The organism is Microvirga lupini (assembly GCF_014191055.1).
Taxonomy (GTDB): domain Bacteria; phylum Pseudomonadota; class Alphaproteobacteria; order Rhizobiales; family Beijerinckiaceae; genus Microvirga; species Microvirga lupini_A.
This window is the reverse complement of sequence record NZ_JACHWB010000001.1, coordinates 773410-792274: the sequence shown is the minus strand read 5'-3', so window position 1 is coordinate 792274 and position 18865 is coordinate 773410. Positions and strand designations below refer to the sequence as shown.

Annotated in this window: 27 protein-coding genes; 12 read left to right on the top strand and 15 right to left on the bottom strand. The window is 61.7% G+C overall.

Going from position 1 to position 18865, the window contains the following annotated elements; translation table 11 throughout:
* Positions 1–169: 169 nt before the first annotated feature.
* On the top strand, positions 170–793 hold the full coding sequence (locus FHR70_RS03995; protein ID WP_183447322.1) for a GNAT family N-acetyltransferase: 624 nt from the start codon (positions 170–172) through the stop codon (positions 791–793).
* Between the two features lie 51 nt (positions 794–844).
* On the opposite strand, the gene FHR70_RS03990 is transcribed toward FHR70_RS03995, so the two are convergent.
* Complete coding sequence (locus FHR70_RS03990) at positions 845–1234, bottom strand: flagellar export protein FliJ (RefSeq protein WP_183447320.1); 390 nt, start codon at positions 1232–1234, stop codon at positions 845–847.
* A gap of 518 nt (positions 1235–1752) precedes the next feature.
* Between FHR70_RS03990 and ctrA the strand changes: the two genes are divergently transcribed.
* Positions 1753–2454, top strand: a complete 702-nt coding sequence (gene ctrA / locus FHR70_RS03985) for a response regulator transcription factor CtrA (protein ID WP_114944720.1) — start codon at positions 1753–1755, stop codon at positions 2452–2454.
* Between the two features lie 82 nt (positions 2455–2536).
* On the opposite strand, the gene chpT is transcribed toward ctrA, so the two are convergent.
* Entirely contained in the window at positions 2537–3178 is a 642-nt protein-coding gene (chpT, locus tag FHR70_RS03980) for a histidine phosphotransferase ChpT (protein ID WP_183447318.1), read from the bottom strand.
* A gap of 171 nt (positions 3179–3349) precedes the next feature.
* On the opposite strand from chpT, the gene FHR70_RS03975 reads away from it, so the two are divergent.
* The 3 genes from FHR70_RS03975 to FHR70_RS03965 all read left to right on the top strand — a co-directional run bounded on the left by FHR70_RS03975 (position 3350) and on the right by FHR70_RS03965 (position 6154).
* Positions 3350–4183 (top strand): 3'(2'),5'-bisphosphate nucleotidase CysQ family protein, encoded by an 834-nt coding sequence (locus tag FHR70_RS03975; protein WP_183447316.1) that lies wholly within the window; start codon positions 3350–3352, stop codon positions 4181–4183.
* Positions 4184–4371: 188 nt separating this feature from the next.
* Positions 4372–4974: a DUF1134 domain-containing protein gene (locus tag FHR70_RS03970; protein ID WP_183447314.1), complete on the top strand. Its 603-nt coding sequence runs from the start codon at positions 4372–4374 to the stop codon at positions 4972–4974.
* 157 nt (positions 4975–5131) lie between these two features.
* A complete protein-coding gene (locus FHR70_RS03965; protein WP_183447312.1) occupies positions 5132–6154 on the top strand; it encodes a coiled-coil domain-containing protein in 1023 nt (340 codons plus the stop codon).
* A gap of 2 nt (positions 6155–6156) precedes the next feature.
* Here the strand turns inward: FHR70_RS03965 and FHR70_RS03960 are convergent, their stop codons facing one another.
* On the bottom strand, positions 6157–6498 hold the full coding sequence (locus tag FHR70_RS03960; RefSeq protein ID WP_183447310.1) for a hypothetical protein: 342 nt from the start codon (positions 6496–6498) through the stop codon (positions 6157–6159).
* A 53-nt stretch (positions 6499–6551) separates the two neighbouring features.
* The gene (locus FHR70_RS03955) at positions 6552–7415 is read right to left on the bottom strand and encodes a D-amino-acid transaminase (RefSeq protein WP_183447308.1); all 864 of its coding nucleotides are present in this window, start codon (positions 7413–7415) and stop codon (positions 6552–6554) included.
* Between the two features lie 112 nt (positions 7416–7527).
* Between FHR70_RS03955 and FHR70_RS03950 the strand changes: the two genes are divergently transcribed.
* A complete protein-coding gene (locus tag FHR70_RS03950; RefSeq protein WP_183447300.1) occupies positions 7528–8142 on the top strand; it encodes a hypothetical protein in 615 nt (204 codons plus the stop codon).
* Between the two features lie 19 nt (positions 8143–8161).
* Here the strand turns inward: FHR70_RS03950 and FHR70_RS03945 are convergent, their stop codons facing one another.
* The 9 genes from FHR70_RS03945 to FHR70_RS03905 all read right to left on the bottom strand — a co-directional run bounded on the left by FHR70_RS03945 (position 8162) and on the right by FHR70_RS03905 (position 13647).
* The gene (locus tag FHR70_RS03945) at positions 8162–8485 is read right to left on the bottom strand and encodes an SWIB/MDM2 domain-containing protein (protein ID WP_036356729.1); all 324 of its coding nucleotides are present in this window, start codon (positions 8483–8485) and stop codon (positions 8162–8164) included.
* Between the two features lie 183 nt (positions 8486–8668).
* The gene (locus tag FHR70_RS03940; RefSeq protein WP_343058721.1) at positions 8669–9178 is read right to left on the bottom strand and encodes a response regulator; all 510 of its coding nucleotides are present in this window, start codon (positions 9176–9178) and stop codon (positions 8669–8671) included.
* A gap of 12 nt (positions 9179–9190) precedes the next feature.
* Positions 9191–10240 carry an apurinic/apyrimidinic endonuclease family protein gene (locus FHR70_RS03935; RefSeq protein WP_246407857.1) on the bottom strand — a complete coding sequence of 350 codons (1050 nt, stop codon included), beginning with the start codon at positions 10238–10240 and terminating at the stop codon, positions 9191–9193.
* 49 nt (positions 10241–10289) lie between these two features.
* On the bottom strand, positions 10290–10643 hold the full coding sequence (locus FHR70_RS03930) for a response regulator (RefSeq protein WP_183447296.1): 354 nt from the start codon (positions 10641–10643) through the stop codon (positions 10290–10292).
* 400 nt (positions 10644–11043) lie between these two features.
* On the bottom strand, positions 11044–11772 hold the full coding sequence (locus tag FHR70_RS03925; protein ID WP_183447293.1) for a hypothetical protein: 729 nt from the start codon (positions 11770–11772) through the stop codon (positions 11044–11046).
* A gap of 21 nt (positions 11773–11793) precedes the next feature.
* Positions 11794–12213 (bottom strand): DUF3618 domain-containing protein, encoded by a 420-nt coding sequence (locus FHR70_RS03920; RefSeq protein ID WP_210277459.1) that lies wholly within the window; start codon positions 12211–12213, stop codon positions 11794–11796.
* Positions 12213–12605, bottom strand: coding sequence for a phage holin family protein (locus FHR70_RS03915; protein ID WP_183447289.1), 393 nt, complete (start codon positions 12603–12605; stop codon positions 12213–12215). Before FHR70_RS03915 ends, FHR70_RS03920 begins: the two co-directional genes overlap by 1 nt.
* A gap of 11 nt (positions 12606–12616) precedes the next feature.
* Positions 12617–13159 (bottom strand): hypothetical protein, encoded by a 543-nt coding sequence (locus tag FHR70_RS03910; protein ID WP_246407788.1) that lies wholly within the window; start codon positions 13157–13159, stop codon positions 12617–12619.
* Positions 13160–13260: 101 nt separating this feature from the next.
* Positions 13261–13647: a helix-turn-helix domain-containing protein gene (locus FHR70_RS03905; RefSeq protein ID WP_183447288.1), complete on the bottom strand. Its 387-nt coding sequence runs from the start codon at positions 13645–13647 to the stop codon at positions 13261–13263.
* Between the two features lie 112 nt (positions 13648–13759).
* Between FHR70_RS03905 and FHR70_RS03900 the strand changes: the two genes are divergently transcribed.
* The 3 genes from FHR70_RS03900 to FHR70_RS03890 all read left to right on the top strand — a co-directional run bounded on the left by FHR70_RS03900 (position 13760) and on the right by FHR70_RS03890 (position 15561).
* The gene (locus FHR70_RS03900) at positions 13760–14491 is read left to right on the top strand and encodes a LuxR family transcriptional regulator (protein ID WP_343058720.1); all 732 of its coding nucleotides are present in this window, start codon (positions 13760–13762) and stop codon (positions 14489–14491) included.
* Positions 14492–14681: 190 nt separating this feature from the next.
* On the top strand, positions 14682–15326 hold the full coding sequence (locus FHR70_RS03895; RefSeq protein ID WP_183447283.1) for an acyl-homoserine-lactone synthase: 645 nt from the start codon (positions 14682–14684) through the stop codon (positions 15324–15326).
* Positions 15313–15561, top strand: coding sequence for a hypothetical protein (locus FHR70_RS03890; protein ID WP_183447281.1), 249 nt, complete (start codon positions 15313–15315; stop codon positions 15559–15561). Before FHR70_RS03895 ends, FHR70_RS03890 begins: the two co-directional genes overlap by 14 nt.
* Before the next feature lie 75 nt (positions 15562–15636).
* Here the strand turns inward: FHR70_RS03890 and FHR70_RS03885 are convergent, their stop codons facing one another.
* The gene (locus FHR70_RS03885) at positions 15637–16131 is read right to left on the bottom strand and encodes a YciE/YciF ferroxidase family protein (RefSeq protein WP_183447279.1); all 495 of its coding nucleotides are present in this window, start codon (positions 16129–16131) and stop codon (positions 15637–15639) included.
* Between the two features lie 147 nt (positions 16132–16278).
* Between FHR70_RS03885 and FHR70_RS03880 the strand changes: the two genes are divergently transcribed.
* The gene (locus FHR70_RS03880) at positions 16279–16530 is read left to right on the top strand and encodes a YgaP-like transmembrane domain (RefSeq protein ID WP_183448478.1); all 252 of its coding nucleotides are present in this window, start codon (positions 16279–16281) and stop codon (positions 16528–16530) included.
* A 59-nt stretch (positions 16531–16589) separates the two neighbouring features.
* Here FHR70_RS03880 and FHR70_RS03875 read toward each other — a convergent pair whose 3' ends face one another.
* Positions 16590–16856: a GlsB/YeaQ/YmgE family stress response membrane protein gene (locus FHR70_RS03875; protein ID WP_183447277.1), complete on the bottom strand. Its 267-nt coding sequence runs from the start codon at positions 16854–16856 to the stop codon at positions 16590–16592.
* 142 nt (positions 16857–16998) lie between these two features.
* Between FHR70_RS03875 and FHR70_RS03870 the strand changes: the two genes are divergently transcribed.
* Together FHR70_RS03870 and FHR70_RS03865 are read left to right on the top strand one after the other, a co-directional pair.
* Positions 16999–17166, top strand: a complete 168-nt coding sequence (locus tag FHR70_RS03870) for a hypothetical protein (protein ID WP_183447275.1) — start codon at positions 16999–17001, stop codon at positions 17164–17166.
* 348 nt (positions 17167–17514) lie between these two features.
* Positions 17515–18825: a tyrosine-type recombinase/integrase gene (locus FHR70_RS03865; RefSeq protein ID WP_183447273.1), complete on the top strand. Its 1311-nt coding sequence runs from the start codon at positions 17515–17517 to the stop codon at positions 18823–18825.
* The last annotated feature ends 40 nt before the right edge of the window (positions 18826–18865 follow it).

Genomic DNA, 18865 nt, shown 5'->3' with positions numbered 1-18865 from the left:
GCCGGCATATCTCCCTCATTGGCTCCTCTGTGCCCACAATCCCCTTGGTCTGCAAGGAGATATTGGTGTGGAGGTCCATGACATAAAGTCCAAGCGGAAAGCGTGACGTGAGGATGCGATCGCTTTATCAAGCAGCCATGTCCTTGAAGACCCTGGAAGGCGACCATCCATGACGAGCGCTTCGGCAGCAGCTCTCAACCTCAATGGCTATACCGATCTGCCTCCTGGCAAAATCGCCACGATTGTCACTTATCTCGAGATGCGGAAGCCGCCGGCACTGCCCTCGATCCAGCAGCCGGAAGGCTGGACCCTCCAGCGGATCGATCACGACCATGGGCGCTACCGGTCGCTGTTTCGTACCGTGGGAGAGCCGTGGCTCTGGTTCAGTCGAGCCGTAATGTCCGATGATGAACTCGCCGCGATCCTCGATGATCCGAAGGTGGAGGCCTATGCCCTTCATGACGGAACCGGCGATGTGGGCCTGCTCGAACTGGACTTCCGCGCCGACGACGAGGTCGAACTCGCCTTTCTGGGGCTCGTGCCGGACTGTATTGGACAGGGAGCAGGACGCTTCCTGATGAACGAGGCCATCAACCGTGCCTTCGCCCGGCCGATCCGGCGCTTCTTCGTCCATACCTGCACGCTCGACTCCCCCGGCGCCCTCACCTTTTATACGCGCTCCGGTTTCACGCCCTATCGGCGCGCCATCGAGGTGGCAGACGATCCGCGTCTTCTCGGGTTCCTCCCCCGGGACGCGGCTCCCCACATTCCGCTGCTGTCGCCTGCGGCATAAAAAAGGGCGCACCGGTCTGGCGCGCCCTCTCGGATTCCAGTGCGGTGGCTTTCAGGCCGTGGCACGAACCACGCGGCCCTGGCCGGCCTGGCTGATGGCCGCATCCATGGAGCGCTCGCGGTCTTCGAGGCTCTCAGCCCGCTTCAGGTCCTCGAACGCCTCTCCAAGCTCGGCCTTCGCGTCGTCGAGCTGAATATGCAGGTTCTGAGCCGAAAGGCGCAGGTTGTCGCGCCTCTGGGCGGCAGCGCGCGCGTAAGTTGGATAGGCAAAGTGGTTGAGGTCGGTGATACCGGCCTTCTGCTCTTCCGCTGCGATTTCCCGATCAAGGTCAGCCGCCATGCGGTCGAACTCGGCGATCATCATCTCGATCTGCGCCACGCGGCGACGCTTCTCGTCGACCTGAAAGCGCTTGAGGCGGATGAGCGTGTCCCGCGACTTCATCTTGATTCAACTCCACACGTCGCTGTTTCATTTCGCCTCACGGATCGCTCAGTTATCCGCCAGACATGCGACACCATCGCCCATGGAGGTTGAGCTTTCCTTACCGGGACCGACAAAAAATTCCTGTGATCTCAATCCCCTGGGCGAAGCCTTGCCCCAAGCTTGCGTTGCTTCGGCCCCGTAAACCATTCGTTTACCGATTTCGTTAAGACTGCCCTGGTCACGGTCGCGGTCCCCTCGGGTCCGTCTCCGGGCAAAGGCTGAAACGCTTGAATGATAAGCTTTTGGGATGTTGTAAGGCGGTTCCCTATGGTTACCCAGAATCCACAGGATAATTGCCTTCGGCGGATGATCTGCCTGTCAAGTTCGTTAAGCGCTTGCGTCCCAGAATCAGGGTTTGTTAACCATTCCGTACTAGCGTTTCGAATCAGTTCAAAAGAGCATCCGTCCCAAGCCCGGCGGCGGATGAACAGCCTTCCGCTGTTTCAAAGCTCAAGGGCAAGGGCTGGGGATTGAACATGCGCGTACTTCTGATCGAAGACGACAGCGCGACAGCGCAAAGCATCGAGCTGATGCTGAAGTCCGAGAACTTCAACATCTACACGACGGATCTCGGAGAAGAGGGCATCGACCTCGGCAAACTCTACGATTACGACATCATCCTTCTCGACCTGAACCTGCCCGACATGTCGGGCTACGAGGTTCTGCGGACGCTCCGCGTCGCGAAGGTGAAGACGCCGATCCTGATCCTCTCCGGCATGGCTGGCATCGAGGACAAGGTGAAGGGTCTCGGCTTCGGCGCCGACGATTACCTCACCAAACCGTTCCACAAGGACGAGATGGTGGCCCGCATTCATGCGATCGTGCGCCGCTCGAAGGGTCACGCCCAGTCGGTGATCACCACCGGCGACCTGATCGTCAACCTCGACACCAAGACGGTCGAAGTCGGCGGCGCCCGCGTGCACCTGACCGGCAAGGAATACCAGATGCTGGAGCTCCTCTCCCTGCGCAAGGGCACGACCCTGACCAAGGAGATGTTCCTCAACCACCTCTATGGCGGCATGGACGAGCCGGAGCTGAAGATCATCGACGTCTTCATCTGCAAGCTCCGCAAGAAGCTCGCCAATGCTTCCCAGGGCCGCAACTACATCGAGACCGTCTGGGGCCGCGGCTACGTGCTGCGCGAGCCCAACGAGGCCGAAGAGCGCATCGCGATCTGACGCAGTTTACATCCGACACGAAAAAGCCCGGCTGAATGCCGGGCTTTTCTTTTATGCGTCGAAAAGAATGCCGTCGGCTGTCTTAAGGCGTAGCAGCCTTGATCGTCACCTCGTCGCCCTCGATGGAGAAAGCGATCGTCATGTTCGAGGCGCGGGCCACCATGCCGGCGTAGTAGATCTGGATGCCATGGGCATCGACGGTACCGGTTTCCGAGCTGCCCGCGAGGAGCGCCTCGGAATGGGCGGGAATGCGGGCATTCAGGCCTTTCGACACGATGGTGAAGGCGCAGTTCTCGGCGTCCCCCGTCACTGTCACGGCAATCGAGCCGCCCCGCGGAATGGCCGTAGTGGCGATCATCACCAGGTTCAGCAGGAGCTTCACCCGGTTCTTTGGGAACAGGAGCCGGGGCGACGACCAGGAGAAGCTGATCTTGTCGTCGAGAAAAAGCCCGCGGGCTACCTGCTCGGCATCGCCGAGATCGATCGAGGCGCCGGCAGACCCCGCCGCCCCGAAGGCTAGGCGAGCGAACTGGAGACGGGCCGAAGCCTGCTTCGCACTCTTCTGGATCAGGTCGAGCGCGAAGTCGCGCATGGAGGCGTCGCTGTCGTCCTCCAGAACCTCGAGCCCGTTGACGATCGCACCCACCGGCGAGATCACGTCATGGCAGACGCGTGAGCAGAGGAGAGCGGCGAGATCGAGCGAATCGAGGGAGATCGTGGCCATGAGGGCTCCGGAGGCACCGTAACGTCAGCTGTTCATTCATGAAATCGGGATTTCGACCGCATGAATACAGCCAAACAGGAAAGAGAACGTGAACCGGGATACCCGGCTCAGAGTTCTTTGAAAAGCGGGCAAAAAGACATCGACAGCCCGCGAGGGAACAGGCACAACTCCATGATGCGCTTCGATGGACAGACCCCGGACGACATCGCCCTGAGACTCGCTCACATCGCCTGGGAGGCGGGCCGGGTCCTGCTCGGCATGGAGAATGCGCTGGTCGACAAGCGCATCAAGGACGATGGAACCCCCACGACAGACGCCGATCTGGCAGCCGAGGAGCTGATCATCCGGCGCCTGAACGAGGCTTGGCACGGCGTCCCGGTGGTCGCGGAGGAGACCTCCAGCACGGCCCAGACGGACGACTACTTCTTCCTGGTCGACCCACTCGATGGCACGGGAGACTTTATCCGAGGCACCGGCGAATACAGCGTTAACATCGCCCTCATCCGTGGAAACCGGCCCATGGCGGCCGTGGTGGCCGCTCCGGCCATGGGGTCGATCTGGATTGCCGGCGAAGCCGCCCGCCTGAGCACCCTGCCCAATGGCGGCGACACGGATTTCGACTGGCGCGAGGCGAAGGTGCGCCCGGCCCCCGAAAAGGATCTCGTGGCGCTGGTGAGCCGCCGCCATGGCGACATCGCCACGGAAGCCTGCCTCTCCGTCCTGTCGATCGGCACGAGGCGCATGACCTCCTCGGCCCTGAAGTTCTGCCTTATCGCCTCCGGCGAGGCCGACATTTATGTGCGCTGCGGCCCGACCATGGAATGGGACACGGCGGCGGGCGATCATATCCTCACCTGTGCCGGCGGCAGCGTGGTCGGACCGGGGGGGGCCCCCCTCACTTACGGCCATGAGGACAAGGGCTATCGGAACGGCCCCTTCGCGGCCATCGGCGACACGGCTCTCGCGCCCCGGCTGGACTTGCCCGTATCGGCCTCGGCCGCATAGGACCAGTCCTACATTCCTGCATCTTCGTCGAATTCCGGTGATCCCGGCTCAAAACGCCCTCAGGTCTGTCCAAAGGGCATTCCGTACAGAGATTGTTAGGGTTGATGACCTTAAGGTTCGAACCTCGATAGCAGCCTTTCGGCCTACGATGGCCGAATTGTCCCCTGTCTCATGCGAGGAGATAGCCCATGCGCTCCCGGTCCACGTTTCTTGCGGCTGCGGCCTTTGCCGCCCTGATCGGCGCCCTGCCCCTGCAGGCTTCCGCCCAAACCGTCCAGCGCGCCTATGTTGCCAATCCCGGCAGCCCGGAATCTTTCCGTTCCGATGAACTGGTCCAGTCCGGCCATCAATTCTTCGGTTCGGCGTCACGGGGCCTTGCCCTTGCCCTCCAGGAGGCGATCCGCCGCTGGGGCGAACCCAACGGCTATATCCTGGGTCAGGAAGCCTCCGGGGCCTTCTTCGGCGGCCTGCGTTACGGCGAGGGCAAGCTATTCACCCGCAATGCCGGGGATCGCCGCATCTTCTGGCAGGGTCCCTCTCTCGGCTTTGACGTGGGCGGCGACGGCGCCCGCACCATGATGCTGGTCTACAACATGCCCTTCACCGACGCGCTCTATAAGCGCTTCGTCGGCGTCGACGGCTCGGCCTATTTCATCGGCGGATTCGGCGTGACGGCCGTGGCGGCGGACGAGATGATCGTGGTGCCGATCCGCGCCGGCGTCGGGGCCCGTCTGGGCGTCAATATCGGCTACCTGAAATTCACCTCGGAACCGACCTGGAACCCATTCTAGGCTGCGAGACGAGCGGGTGCCATCTCCGAGGCAGTGGAAACTGCCTTCGGATGCGCTACAACGGGCCGTCTGGAGCGTTGGAGTTCTGGAAAGCTGCGCAGGCACAAGGCAAGGTGCTTGAGCGTTACCGGTCAAGCACCTTGGAGTTGGCGTCCGCGTGATCGAAACAACCATGATTTTCGCGTTGGGGTTCGTTGCGGCCTCCCTCATCGCGCTTCTGATCATCCCAGCCGTCAACGCCCGCGCGGAGCGTCTTGCCCGTCGCAGGGCTGAGGCCCTCTTTCCCATGTCGATCTCCGAACTGACCGCGGAGAAGGACCATCTGCGCGCGGAATTCGCCGTTCTTCAGCGGCGGATCGAACGCAAGGCCGAGGAGGCGCTGGCCTATAAGCGCGAGAGCATGGAGGAACTGGGACGGCGGGCGATCCGCATCGAGGCCCTGGAGAGCACCCTGGCCGAGCGCGACCAGACGGTGGCCCAGCTCGAAGTCGGCCTCGCCGGCACCCAGACGCGCCTAGCGGCAAGCGACGAAGACCTTGCGCAGACCAGGACCTATCTCACCAGCACCCGCGAAACCCTGACCGCCCTCGAGAATGCCCACCGGGCAACCCTCAATGAGCTGTCCAACACCCGCATGGAGCTGGAACTCACCCAGCACGAGCGCTCCAGGACGAAGACCGAGCTCCTTCACGCCGAAGAGAAGCTGGCCCGGCTGGAGACGGAATTCACCGATATGGAGCGCCGGCTCACGACCGCCCTGAGCGATCTCGACACAAAGCGCATCACCATCTCGGATCTCGAAACCCGCCTGATGACCCAGACCGCCCGCGGCAACGACTTCGAGCGGGCCCTGAACGAGCGCCACAGCGAGCTGTCCGACGAGCGCCTGCGCCTGGCGGAGCTCGCCAAGGGCATTGCCGCCGAGCAGGAGCGCGGCCTGATCCTCGAACAGCGCATCCGCGAAATCGAGGCGGAGCGCGACGAAGCCCAGGAACGGCTCAGCAGTATGGACACCTCCGGCGGCCAGAACGATGAGCTCCGTCGTCAGATCTCCGAGGTGGCCGCTCAGATCATGAAGAGCGGAGGCAACCCGACGTCAAACGGCAAACCCCGCGAGAACAACAGGTCCCGCGAGGGTAAGCGCCGCCGTTCGGCCGGGAAGCAGATCCCGGCGTCATAACCTTATTTCGGATCGATCTGCTGGTTGGCCGGCGGGCGAATGACCGGCGTAGTCCCGGGATTGGGCACGGGCGCCGGTACGGTGATGTCCGGGGTGGCCGTCTCCGGGGGGCGGATCACGCCGTCGGTCTGCTCGAGCTTATCGCTCAAGGTCTTGGTCGAGCCTGTAGACGAAGGACCGTTGGTGCCGGAGAGGTTGCTGTCGGGCTCCACCTTCTCGGCCGGCATCTGGCTCGGCGCCGGCATGTTAGGGGCCTGCTGATTCAGCACCCCAGGGTTCTGCGCGAGAGCAGCCGTACTGAGGCAGCACGCCAGAATTGTCGATAGCACCAGAACACGGTTCATGGGTCGCTCCTTTGCAAAGGCAACGAGCGACCCATTGGCCGGTTCCGGCAAAGCTACTCGGCGGCCAGGGCTGGGACGCGGGCCATGGACAGGTAGAGTTCACGCAGCCGCTTCGTGATGGGACCGGGTTTGCCGTCCCCCACGGGACGTCCGTCGATCGACACGATGGGCAGGACGAAGTTCGACGCGCTGGTCAGGAAGGCCTCGGCGGCATCGTAGGCCTCCTCGACCGTAAACCGGCGCTCCTCAAGCGGGATGCCGGCCTCCTCTGAGAGCCGCAGGAGGGACTTGCGGGTGATGCCGGGCAGGATGGCGTTCGAGAGGGGGCGCACGACGATGCTGCCCTTCTTCGTGACGATGAAGCCGCTCGACGAACCGCCCTCGGTCACGTAACCGTCCTCCACCAACCAAGCCTCCTGGGCCCCGGCCTCCTTGGCTGCCTGCTTGGCCAGGACCTGGGCGAGCAGGTTGATCGACTTGATGTCGCGACGCCCCCAACGCTGGTCCGGCACGGTTACCACCGCAATACCCGTCCGGGCCGCCGGAGCGTCAGCGATGGCCTTGGCCTGGGTGAACATGGCCACTGTGGGCTCGGCGTTCTCCGGGAAGAAGAAGTCGCGCTCAGCCACGCCACGGGTGACCTGGAAGTAGATGAAACCCTCTGTCATGCCGTTGCGACGGACGATCTCCTCCTGGAGGCGGGTCCACTCGGCTCTCGAATAGGGGTTGCGGATGTGCACCTCGGCAAGGGAGCGCTCCAGACGTTCAAGGTGTGCCTCGTTGTCGATCAGCTGGCCGTCGAGCACACCGATCCCTTCATAGACCCCATCGCCGAACAGAAAGCCGCGATCCATGAACGGCACCTTGGCCTCTTCGATCGGCAGGAAGGACCCATTCAGGAAGACGATGCGGGACATGAAAACCTCAAAAGTCGTAACCCGACTCAAACAAGCTTAACCTATGGGCAGCTGAGCCGCTCGACCTATATCGCCAAGAGCCCTGCAAGCTAAGGCGATAGGTACCCCCATCGTGAGATCGACGCTACTTCTCATTTCGACGGTTCTGCCGCCCCTGTTCCTGAACGCTCCGGCGGTCGCCGGACCTCAGGCGGCCGAGAGATGGTTCAACGAACGTGGCTATGTCGAGCCCGCAGGAGGCCGCATCATTGCCTGCCACGGCTATGGATGCACCCGGCGGCTGGCGCTCTCGGTCGATGGCGGCCTGCTGAGCCGTGCAAGCGGGCTGTTGCGGTCAGCGCAGGGTTCGCCCACGGCCGAGAGGCAGGCGCTGGCCGAGGTGATCAGATCCTATACCGCGTATCTGGCTGCTTCCCTGGGTGGGAGCCCCGACGTTCCGGGATCGCCAGCTCATATGTCTGGTGTTCACGGGCAAATGGATTGCCTGGATGAAACCGCGAACACGACCAGCCTGCTCCTCGTCCTCCAAGAGCGCGGGCTCCTGACCCATCATGTGGTGGAGCAGCCGGAATCGCGGGGGTTCTTTCTTGACGGGCGCTACCCGCATTTCACGGCCGTGATCACCGAGAAACACACTGGTGCCGGATGGGCCGTGGACCCGTGGAGGAAGGCTCCGGGTCAGAAGCCGGAGATCCTGCCGCTCGATCAATGGCGGCAGGACTCCTGATCAGCCTGAGGCCGTTCGCCTATTTCAGGTGCTGGGCGAGGTGCTTGTTCATCTCGAACATCGTCACCTTTGGCTTGCCGAAGATCGGCTGAAGCTTGTCGTCAGCCAGGATCTCGCGCTTGTTCTCGGGGTTCTGCAGGTTGTTCTTTTTGATGTATTCCCACATCTTGCTCACAACCTCACCGCGCGGCAGCGGGTTCGAGCCCACGATCACGGCCAGCTCCTTGGACGGCTGCAGGGGCTGCTGAAGGGCATTGGGCTTGGAACCGGCAGCCTTCTTGGCGGCAGGCTTGTCTGCAGCCTTCTTCGCGCCGGCTTTTCCGTCAGTCGTCTTGGTCGCCATGTATTCCTCCGGGAATGGTGTGGGGAAGCTTGTCAAAAGCCTTGGACCAGGCTCGAAAAGCGTATTGACCAACCTTCGGTCGGACATTCCGAGGAGTGTTCACCGCCCCCGGCCCCTGGTGAAGGTCAATTCCGGCAGAGCTTATGTCCGCTCAACGCCGTCAGCAAGATCGAGTTCAGGAATTTAGGCTGTTTTCGGAAAGAGCAGGATGTTGGAACCTCGCTCCGTGGGCTTCCGTGTGTTTTCAGCAACATGAAACTGGCGTTTTCTGCGCTCCGCTGCGGAAATGACATGGGAGACGATCGCCTCGTTGGGGCATGGCTTCGCCAGGAAGGCTGCTCCAGGAGGAAGATCTCCGGCCGATGGCCATTGCCGTCCAGACATGATCAGAAGTTCGATTCCAGGCCAGAGTTCGTGAACCCGATGGGCCAATTCGAAGCCGTTGCAGCCGGTCGGCATGTCCACATCGGTGAGAAGCACGTCTATCTGCAGCCCCGCCTCCATCAGCACCAGAGCCTCGGCGCCATTGGCTGCTTCGACAACTCTGAACCCGTTCTCTTCAAGAAGCTCGGACAGGAAGAGCCGGATCAAAGGCTCGTCTTCAACTAGAAGGACTGTGGAATGGGCAGGCAACATCACTTCGTGACTCGCGATACAATACGCGACAACGACTCCCGGTTGGGTTGGTTCCACCACTCTCGCAGTTTATGCAACTTTATCCCGTTGCTCGCAGGACAGTCCCCGCTTTTCCACGTGATGCGCCAGACCCTCGGTGGCAATGTTCTTCAGCTTCGCCTCAATCTCGAAGTCGGACCATGACAGATGACGCATCACCAGATCATTGACGGCTTCGTTCCACATCAGGTCGGAGTGGCCACGCAGATCCTTTGGCTTGATGCCTGATGCGACGAGCGCCTTGAAATCCGGAAGGCTGTGGATGTCGTAATCCGGAAGAAGGCCCTCGCGGGACACGCTCACATGACTCACCGGCCTCACGCCCCCCCAGGACGCGATGATCTGGGCGATGCGCGGATCATCAGGTTCGATAAACTCGCCCTGGCTCATGATCCAATGATGATGAAGATCAAGAACGAGCGGAACGTCATTCACGAGAGGCAGAAGATCGTCGAGGCCGAAGCTCACCTCGTCGTTCTCGATGGTGATCAGATTGCGCGCGGTCTGTGACAGGTGAGCAAGGCCGCTCCGGATCCCTTCCGCACCCAAGGCTTTTGCGCCGCCATGGATGTTGATGTGGGCTCCATGCGGATGCCACCCTTCCCCATAGCCCATGAGAGCCATGACTTCGGCGTGATATTCGAATTCCGCAATGCCGTTGGCGGCAGCCGAAGGATTGGCGGAGGCGATCACGCAGAACTGGCCGGGATGCATGCTCAGGCGCACATCCTTGTCCCTGGCGAAATGCCCGATCTGTGCAAGCTTCGTCTCAATCAGGCTGCGAAGATCGGGATCCCGATAGAACTCCCGGCAGCTTGCATGGGTATAGCCGGGAAGCAGATCGCTGGAGAGACGGTGGAGGCGTTCCAGCTTCTGCCTTCCAGCGACATGCTCGATCTGCAGCCGAAAGGCTTCAAGATTGTGAGACACTACAGCCGCAAGCTTATCGTACGCGGCCTTCGGTTCGAGACGGCTCAAGTAAGCCATCGTCACCGTGGTCGTGTTCAAGGCCCGGGCAGCCTGCGCCGAACCATCTTCGGGAATGTACTTGCAGCAGAAGCCGAAACGGAAGTCTCGCATCATGAGGGAAGTCGCCGGGTGAGGACAGGTTCCTCGGTCCCTCGCATCATCAGCAAGGAAGGAAATGGGGAACCGCGTGTTCGACGGTTTTCAGCAGCACCTTCTCCTCGAACGGCTTCGCCACGAAAGCTGCCCGCTGCAGGGGCTGAGGCAGATCAGACGGAGCGGAGGCCGACACGAAGACGAAAGGGATGTGGCGCTCCATAAGGGTCTCGGCCACACCAAAGCTCTTGCCGCCGATCACGTCGATGTCGAGCAGAGCACAATCGAACCTGTCGTCGAGGTGCTGATAGGCTTCGGCAAGAGAGCTGATGGAATCGACAACCTCGTGCCCATCGGCCTCCAGGATGGCCTGCAGATCAAACGCGATCGCCGGATCGTCTTCGAGGATCAGAATACGCATGCCCCAACTCCATAGTCTGATGCCTGAGGAGGATCATCTTTCGCGCAGAGCCTTTGAGATAGGAAATTGGCCCTGGTCCAAAGCCAACAAGCTCAGAGGCACCTCGTTCCTGAAGAGTCCTGTGCGGATAAGGAATTTAGTCGAACAGAGTTAAGAAATTTCCCCGCCCACTTGAATTCAGGACAGACTGGCACCATCTCAGGGTCACGCTGGCGGCACTTGTGCCGACCAGAAGCGGTCACGATGCCGAGATGATGACGCCGGATGTACGCGCATCACCTCGCCGTGGCCGTTGTCGTTTCTGCAGGGCCGTTGAGCACTCGACGTTTTCCTCATAAGCGCATCGAAAAGGGCGCCGGTTTTAACCGGCGCCCTTTTTTATTTCATCCTGAGGTCTGCGTTAGTGGCGATTGGCGTCGCGCTGGCCGCCGAACTCGCTCTCGTGACGGCTGAACTGCGCGTCGTCGCCGCTGAAATTCTCCTCGACATATTCGCGCCCACGGCTGGCAGCGTCACGCGCATAGCGGAGACCTTGGTTGCGAACCTCATCGGCCCACTCGCCGAACATCTCGTTCTCTCGGCGGGTGCGGGGCAGAAGAGCTCCGAGGAGCAGGCCGGCCGCAAGGCCAACAAGGCCGACCACCATCGGATTCTCAGACACGTAGCTCTGAACGCCACCACGCGCATTGCCGAAAGCCCGAGAGGAACGTCCGCCCATCCGATTCATGCGACGACGCTGTTGCGAGTAAGTATCGGAAGCCCAATCAGAAGCGCGCTCATAGGTATCACGCGCCCAATCGGAGGCACCTTCGAACGCCTCTTCAGCCTTCTGACGCACCTGATCGGCAGCTTGCTGCGCCTTGTCCGTCATGCCAGCCTGATCCTGAGCATTCCGCTGCGAGGATTGGCCCGAGGATTGACCGGATGACGAACCTCTGGACTGGCCGCCAGACTGCGCGTTGCTGGTCGTCGATCCGGCGCCCTGAGCAGATTTCGGATCATGGGCGTGAGGCATCGGAGCCTCACCGATATTACCGACGGAGGTGCCAGCGGAAACCTTGCTGGCTGCGCCGGTATCGTTCTGCTTGTCCGCTCCCGGCTTGCCGGTTTCGTTCTTGGTATTCGCCATGGAAAGCTCCTGTTCGATTCTTCAGTAGCGGGAATTCATGCCGGGTCGCTCGAACATGGTGTCCGTCGCAGGCTGGTGAACGGCATCCGCCCCGTACAGCCGGGCATCCTCCGCCTCCATCAGCAGATGCTCCTCCGTGATGAGATCCTCATCGGCCGCAATCAGCCGCGCCGGGCGCACGGGCCGTGTCGGACGGCCGAGGCGGTAAGCGAGAAGTCCAATGCCCATGGCGATCAGCATCACCGGCACGGGATTACGCCTGACCGTCTCCAGGACTTGGTCGTAAAGCGGCCCGTACTGCCCGTTGCGGGCAGTACCGAGCACATCGTCGACGACGCCGGAGACGGTCATCTTGTCCTGGAGGCGATCGATGGTCTGGTCGAGCTGAGCGCGGCTGCGCTCGATGTCCCTTTCCAGATCCTGCAGACTTTGCGACGTCATCATGCACCTCTTTCAGACAGGACTTCCGCATCGCGCTTGAGCGAGCGCATGGTCCTCTGCGGCGTGAGCGACGACGCCGTCATGGCGTTCTTCCCCCACAGCCCGAGGCCGATGGCGATCACGGCCAGCACACCGCCGACGATGAGTGCGGCGAGCGCTTCCGAATTCACGACCGTTGCCAGCCACTCGACCAGCGACTCGGTGAGAAGCATGACGGCGGCAATCGCGAAGACGGCCGCCGCGACCACCATGGCGAGCCCCATGAAGAGGGTTCGCATGTTCTGGGAGACCTCAGTCTTGAAAAGGGTGAATTCCTTTTGCGCGAGATCGGTCGATTCACGCAGTGCCTCACCCACGAGGCCCTGAATGGTTTGGTTGCCGTTGCTTTGCATGACTGTCTCCGTCAGGCACTGGCATTGGCGCGTGAGCGCTGCTGACCTTGCTGACCTTGCGGACGTGTGCGGCGCTGGCCACCCTGAGACGAACCGGCATTCATGCTGTCATAGCGCAGATCCTCGGCCGTGCTCTTGATGAAGCGAGCGGCGAGGAAGCCGACAGCGACAGAGACTGCGGCCACGGTCGCGGGGCGACGGCGCACCACATCCTCGAAATCATTGAAGAAGTCGGCAAAGCTCCGGTCGCGGATTGAACCCGCCAGCTGCTCCAGCCCTTCGGCCGCCGTATCGACAACGGCGCGGATATTCGGCCGCTCGTCGAAGGAATGGGTGGATTCACGCAAGGACGTGGCGAAATCGGCGACCGACTGCGCGATGTCGTCCTTGCGGCGATCGACGTAATCCGTCGCCTGCTCGCGCGCGGTGTCGATGAAGTAACGGCTGCGTTCCACGGCGGCGTCTGCGATATCGCCAACGTCGCCCTTCAGCGCATCCCAATCTTCGTTGCCGTTGTCCTGCTGCCTGTTGGTGTTTTGCTGTCCCACGCCCATGGTCAACCTCTCTCAATCGTGAGGGAGTAACCACTAGAAGCGCGGCAGGTTCCGACCGCGTCTAGAAACCGAGACTTAGGGGATTTTAGTCCGCTTTTGGGTTAGCCAACCGAAGCGAGCCAGTCGACGAGGTCGGCAACCTTCCTGCGCGCCTCGTCGTCCTTCAGTCGCAGGAAGCCACGCACGAGCCGGTCGCTCTCCGATCGGGTCAGGAACTCGGCCATGACGCTATCCTCGGAGAAACCGCCGGTCCGCAGGCCAGGAAGCCCCTCGAAGAAGAACTCAATGCCGACATCGAGAATGCCGGCGATCTGAAGCAGGCGGCTGGCGCCGATGCGGTTCATGCCCTTTTCGTATTTCTGAACCTGCTGGAAAGTGAGTCCCAAGGCGTCCGCAAGCCGTTCCTGGCTCATGCCGAGCATGGTCCGCCGTGCCCTCACCCGGCTGCCGATATGCCTGTCGATGTGGTTTGGCGCCTTCTTCTGCAAGCCCCGCTCCCATTCTTTGATGAACCTTGCCCTGTCTATGCCAACTTTAAAACTTTTGGTAGCATTATATCTGAAAACAACCCTAAGCTTTAGACCTGTGAGGGAGACGCCCGTGAGCGGCCGCAGCCTTGACTATACGGCAAAGGCGTTTGGGTTCATCGAGGAGCTCGACCGCTTGGCATCGCCCCAGGCGATCATTGACGCGATGGAGCGCTCCTTTGCCCAGTTCGGGTTCGAGAACTTCATCATGACCGGGTTACCTCATCCGGAGCAGCGCATCGAAAGTTTGGTCCTGCTCAAGAAATGGCCCCTCGGCTGGTACGAGCGCTATACGCGAAACAGCTTCGACCGGCACGATCCGGTCATCCGTCTGTGCCGCCAGACCGTTCAGCCCTTTGAATGGAGCGAAGCCCGCAACGATCCCGAGACAAACCCCAGGGGCCAGGAAATCATGCAGGGAGCTGCCGATTTCGGCATGCGACAGGGCTACTGCCTGCCGATCCATGGATTGAACGGGTTCGAGGCCTGTCTCTCCATGAGCGGACCCGACCTTGACCTGACGCCTCAGACCAAGCCAGCCATCCACCTCATGGCCATGTATGCGTTCGAGCGTGCACGGCTCGTCCTGGCCCCGTCCCCGCGGCCCAACCCGTTAACACCCCGCGAGCAGGAGACCCTGCGCTGGGCAGCCCTGGGGAAGTCGGCTGCCGATACTGGAGAGATCCTGGGGGTGACGGAACGGACAATCACGGCTCATATCGGCAGCGTCTGCGCCAAGCTGAGTGCCGCCAACAAGACCCATGCGGTCGCCAAGGCGCTTCAGCACCGTCTCATCGAGATCTGACCGATAGCATCGGACCCAAAAGTGGATTTGCACTTTTGGGATCGAAGCCGACGCTCAATCCTTGAAGTAGCGCATCGTGAGGACCGGACCCGGCGGGCCGCACGATGCGCCATCAGCACCTGTAATTTCCTACAATATTCAAACCCGGCCAGTCATGAACACTGCTCTCCAGAAAAGGGGAGCATGGGGCATGACCTCAATTCACATCGTCAACGATGAGAACAGAGCGGGATATGAAGCAATCCTCGACGAATATTTCCGTCTGAGGCATGAGATATTCGTGGGCGAGCGCGGGTGGCACGACCTCGAGCAACCCAATGGGCGGGAGGTCGATGCCTACGACAATGAACAGGCGTCCTACCTGATCGCACTCGACCATGATCGCGTTGTCGGGGGCCTGAGGCTTTACCCAACCGTGCTGCCGCACATGATCAGCCAGTCCTTTGCCCATCTGGTCAGGGGTCAGGATGTGCTGTCCGGCCCGACGATCCTGGAGTGCACCCGTTACTTCATTGTCAGGGAGCGGCGCATGGGCCGCACGGATTGCCGCCTGCTGGCGGCCTTCCAGCAATTCTGCCTTGAGGAGGGAGTGACGGAGGTCACCGCCGTGGTGGAGATGTGGTGGCTGCCGCGCTGGCAGCAGGCGGGGTTCAATGTCCGGCCCCTGGGTCTGCCGACCATGGTCGCGGGCCAGCCCTGCATCGCGGCCGCCATTCAGATTTCGGACAACAGCCTGAGGCATGTCAGCCGGCTGGCGGGCCTGCGCGGATCATGCCTCATGCGCGCTACCGGTGCTTCCACCTTTACCGATAAGGTGCCCCATGTCGCTACCTGATGAGACCCCTCCCGTCGTGTCCATCATACCGGATCATATGATGGACGGAGCCGCCCGGACGCTGGCAGCCTGTCTTTCTCAACTACCGCCAATCGTGCGGTTGCGGCTTCTGGCCTTCATGCATCTGGTCGAAGATCCGGCTGCCATGAAAGCTGCGCTCGAGATCACCCCATCAGGCTCCATGCGCCTGACCCTGGACACGGCTGTCACGCCGTGCCCGAACCATCGTCACTGAGCCTCCCAACCTCCAGAGGCTCAAAAGAGAACCCCGCGCTTCCGGGCGCGGGGTTCTCGACTTTGGACGACAACGTCAGGCCGCCTTGGTATTGACGCGCGCCTCGGCCAGCTGGGTCAGAAGCTGGTCGGTCTTCTTCTCCTCCTGAAGGTTCTGGTCCAAGAGCTTGGCGGCATCGTTCATGCCGAGTTCCTGGGCCCAGGTTTTCAGCGAACCGTAGCGGGTGATCTCATAGTGCTCCACCGCCTGGGCGGCGGCCAGGATGCCGGCATCGAGAGCTTCGCTGTCGGCGAAATCCTCCATGACTTCCTTGCCTTCCTCGATGATGCCGTTGATGGCCTCGCATTGCACGCCGCGGGCCGGCTTGCCGAGCATCTCGAAGACCTTCTCAAGGCGCTCGATCTGGCCTTCCGTTTCCAGACGATGGGTCTCGAAAGCCTGCGCCAGTTCTTCCGACTCCGCATTCTTCGCCATCTTCGGCAGAGCCTTCAGGATCTGCTTCTCGGCGTAGAAAATGTCCTTCAAGGTATGCAGGAACAGGTCTTCTAAGGTCTTTTCCTTGGCTGGCATGGTGACAACTCCTTGGTTGAAGCGTGGACTCAACGGAGGCCAAGCTTGGAGGTTCCGGGCGTCTTCCGGAGTCTTTTTCAGAGGGGAACAACACCGCTTCGCGTCGCGTTCGGCCCATGCCAATCAAGGAGAAATGACGTGACGAACATGATATCCGCCAGGGCCGGGGCGCTGATGAACGGGGAGCCCAATCTCAGCACCACGGAGCGCAGCGTCTACATGCTGGCGGGCCTCGGCCTTGCCGCGGCCGCCGCCAAACCCCGCCCCAATCCGCTTCTGAACATTCTGGCGCTTGCGGGTGGATCCTACCTGGCCTGGCGCGGATATATGGGCCAATGCCCAGTCAAGGCGGCCCTGATGAGCTCTTCAGAGAGCAGTCGTCTCGCCCACCATGGCTAAAGAAAAGGGCCACAGTGATCACTGTGGCCCTCGTATTCCTGAGTTCGAATCTGGCGCGATCAGTACGTCGAGCTCGAGCGGCGTCCGACAATCAGGCCATATATGAAGAGCACGACAATGGCGCCGACGATGGCGCCGATAAAGCCAGCCCCTTCATCAGCCCGGTACCAGCCGAGAGCCTGACCAAGATAGGTGGCGACGAAAGCACCGACGATGCCGAGGATCGTCGTCATGATGAAGCCCGACGGCTCGTTCCGGCCCGGCATGATCCACTTTGCGATCAAACCAGCCACGAAGCCGATGATGATGGTCCAGATAATGCCCATGAGAGAGTCCCTGTCAGTGTTGCCTCCACAAGGAACGCGCATCTTCGGCTAAGGTTGCGGCGGAGGCCCCTGTGGATTTTCTTTTCATGATCTCGCCGCACTTCAAGGCGACGCTTGCGGCTCACGATTGGAGGTCTCGGCCATGAATTCTTCCGGCGGTTCCTGGAGCTATGAATCCGTTCAAACCCTTCTGACGCTTGCCCGAGAGGGAATTCCCGTCTCGGTCATCAGCCTGAAGCTGAAGCGGTCGGTCACGGAGGTTCGAGCCAAGCTGGATGATCTCGGCGTGACTCCGGCGGCGGAAGTATAAGGGCAGAACCCAGGCGGCAGCGCCCGTGAAGGCTTCGGAGTGCGAGAACCGCGCTTCGAACCTTCATCTCGTCTGCATCGATGTCTTAGAAGAAGTGGCGCGCCCGAAAGGATTCGAACCTCTGACCCCCAGATTCGTAGTCTCTTCGCATGAGTTCTCGCATTTTCCCGCTTGATCATTTATGATCATGTTTACAACGGGTTAGCACCGAGACGCGCGACCGTTAAATCCTCCAAAATCACACCCGGCCCCGGATTATTGCGCCCGACCTGCGCCCGAAATCCTGGCCGCTATCAGAGCACCAGACTGGCCTTACCCGGGCTGTGCTCAATGACAAAGGTGATGCAAATGGCAAAACTGACGAAGACGGCTGTGGATAATTTGAAGGCCCCGGCCAGCGGCGATTCGTGGCACTGGGACAGCGAGCTCGAGGGCTTCGGCGTGCGCATCCAGGCCAGCGGTCGCAAGACCTATGTCGTCCGGTACCGGGTGAAGAGCGCGGCCAAGACCCAGCGCAAGATGACCCTGGCGCGCTGCAGCGACATGCCGCCGGAGAAGGCCCGCGAGCTGGCCCGCAAGATTTTCGCCCAGGTGGCCGAGGGCCTGGATCCGGCCGCCGAGCTGCGACCCGCCAAGGCCGAGGTCAACCAGGCGACCGTCGAGCGCATGTTCCAGGGTTACGTCGACCAGCTGAAGGCATCAGGCCAGGCCAGCGCCCCGGAAGTCGAGCGGATGCTGCTCAAGTCGAAGCGTGTGCCATCGGCCGCTGACGACCTGGGACGCACCCGCGCGGCGGCGGAAGTCGCCCCGCTCGACGTGGTCAACCATGTGTCCAAATTCTACCAGCGCGGGAAACGTGGCGCCGCCGACAAGGCCCGTTCCTACATCGCTTCGGCCTTCGCCTGGGCCATCACGTCGGCCAACGACTACACCGTTCCGGTCGATCAGCGCATCGACTGGGGCATTACCCGGAACCCGGCGGCGGACGTGGCCAAGGATGAAGGCGCGATCAAGACCCGCGACCGCAACCTGAGCGCCGACGAGATCCGCGCCCTGTGGCTGGCCACCCTGGACGACGATGGCGGCTTCGGCCTGGAGACCGGCGCCTGCGTCCGGCTGCTGATCGGCTGCGGCCAGCGGGTGCAGGAGACCCTGCGCATCGAGGGCGCCGAGATCGACCTGGCCAACCAGGTGTGGAAGATGCCGGCGAGCAAGACCAAGGGCGGGAAGCACGCCCACACGGTGCCGCTGCCGGCGGTGGTCATCCCGACCCTGCAGCTGCTGATCGACAAGCACGGCGACGGCCCGCTGTTCCCAGCCCGCACCGGCAGCCAGGACGATCTGATCTGCCACCGCAGCATCAACCAGGCGATCGGCCGCTGGCTCGAGCGTCCTGACGTGAACCTGCCCCACTTCCAGACCCGGGACATCCGCCGCACATGGAAGAGCCGCAGCCACGACGCCGGCGTCGACCGTTTCACCCGTGACCTGATCCAGCAGCACGCCAAGAACGACACGGGTTCGAAAAACTACGACCGGGCGGATTACCTGCCGCAGATGCGCACGGCCATGGCCAAGTGGTCGGCCTGGATGGGGATCGTCCTGGCGGGTGGCACGCCGCCAGCCCAGGGCGAGCCGATGATAAAAGTCGTGGCGTGATGCCACAATAACCATAAGGCGCCGGACATCACCGGCGCCA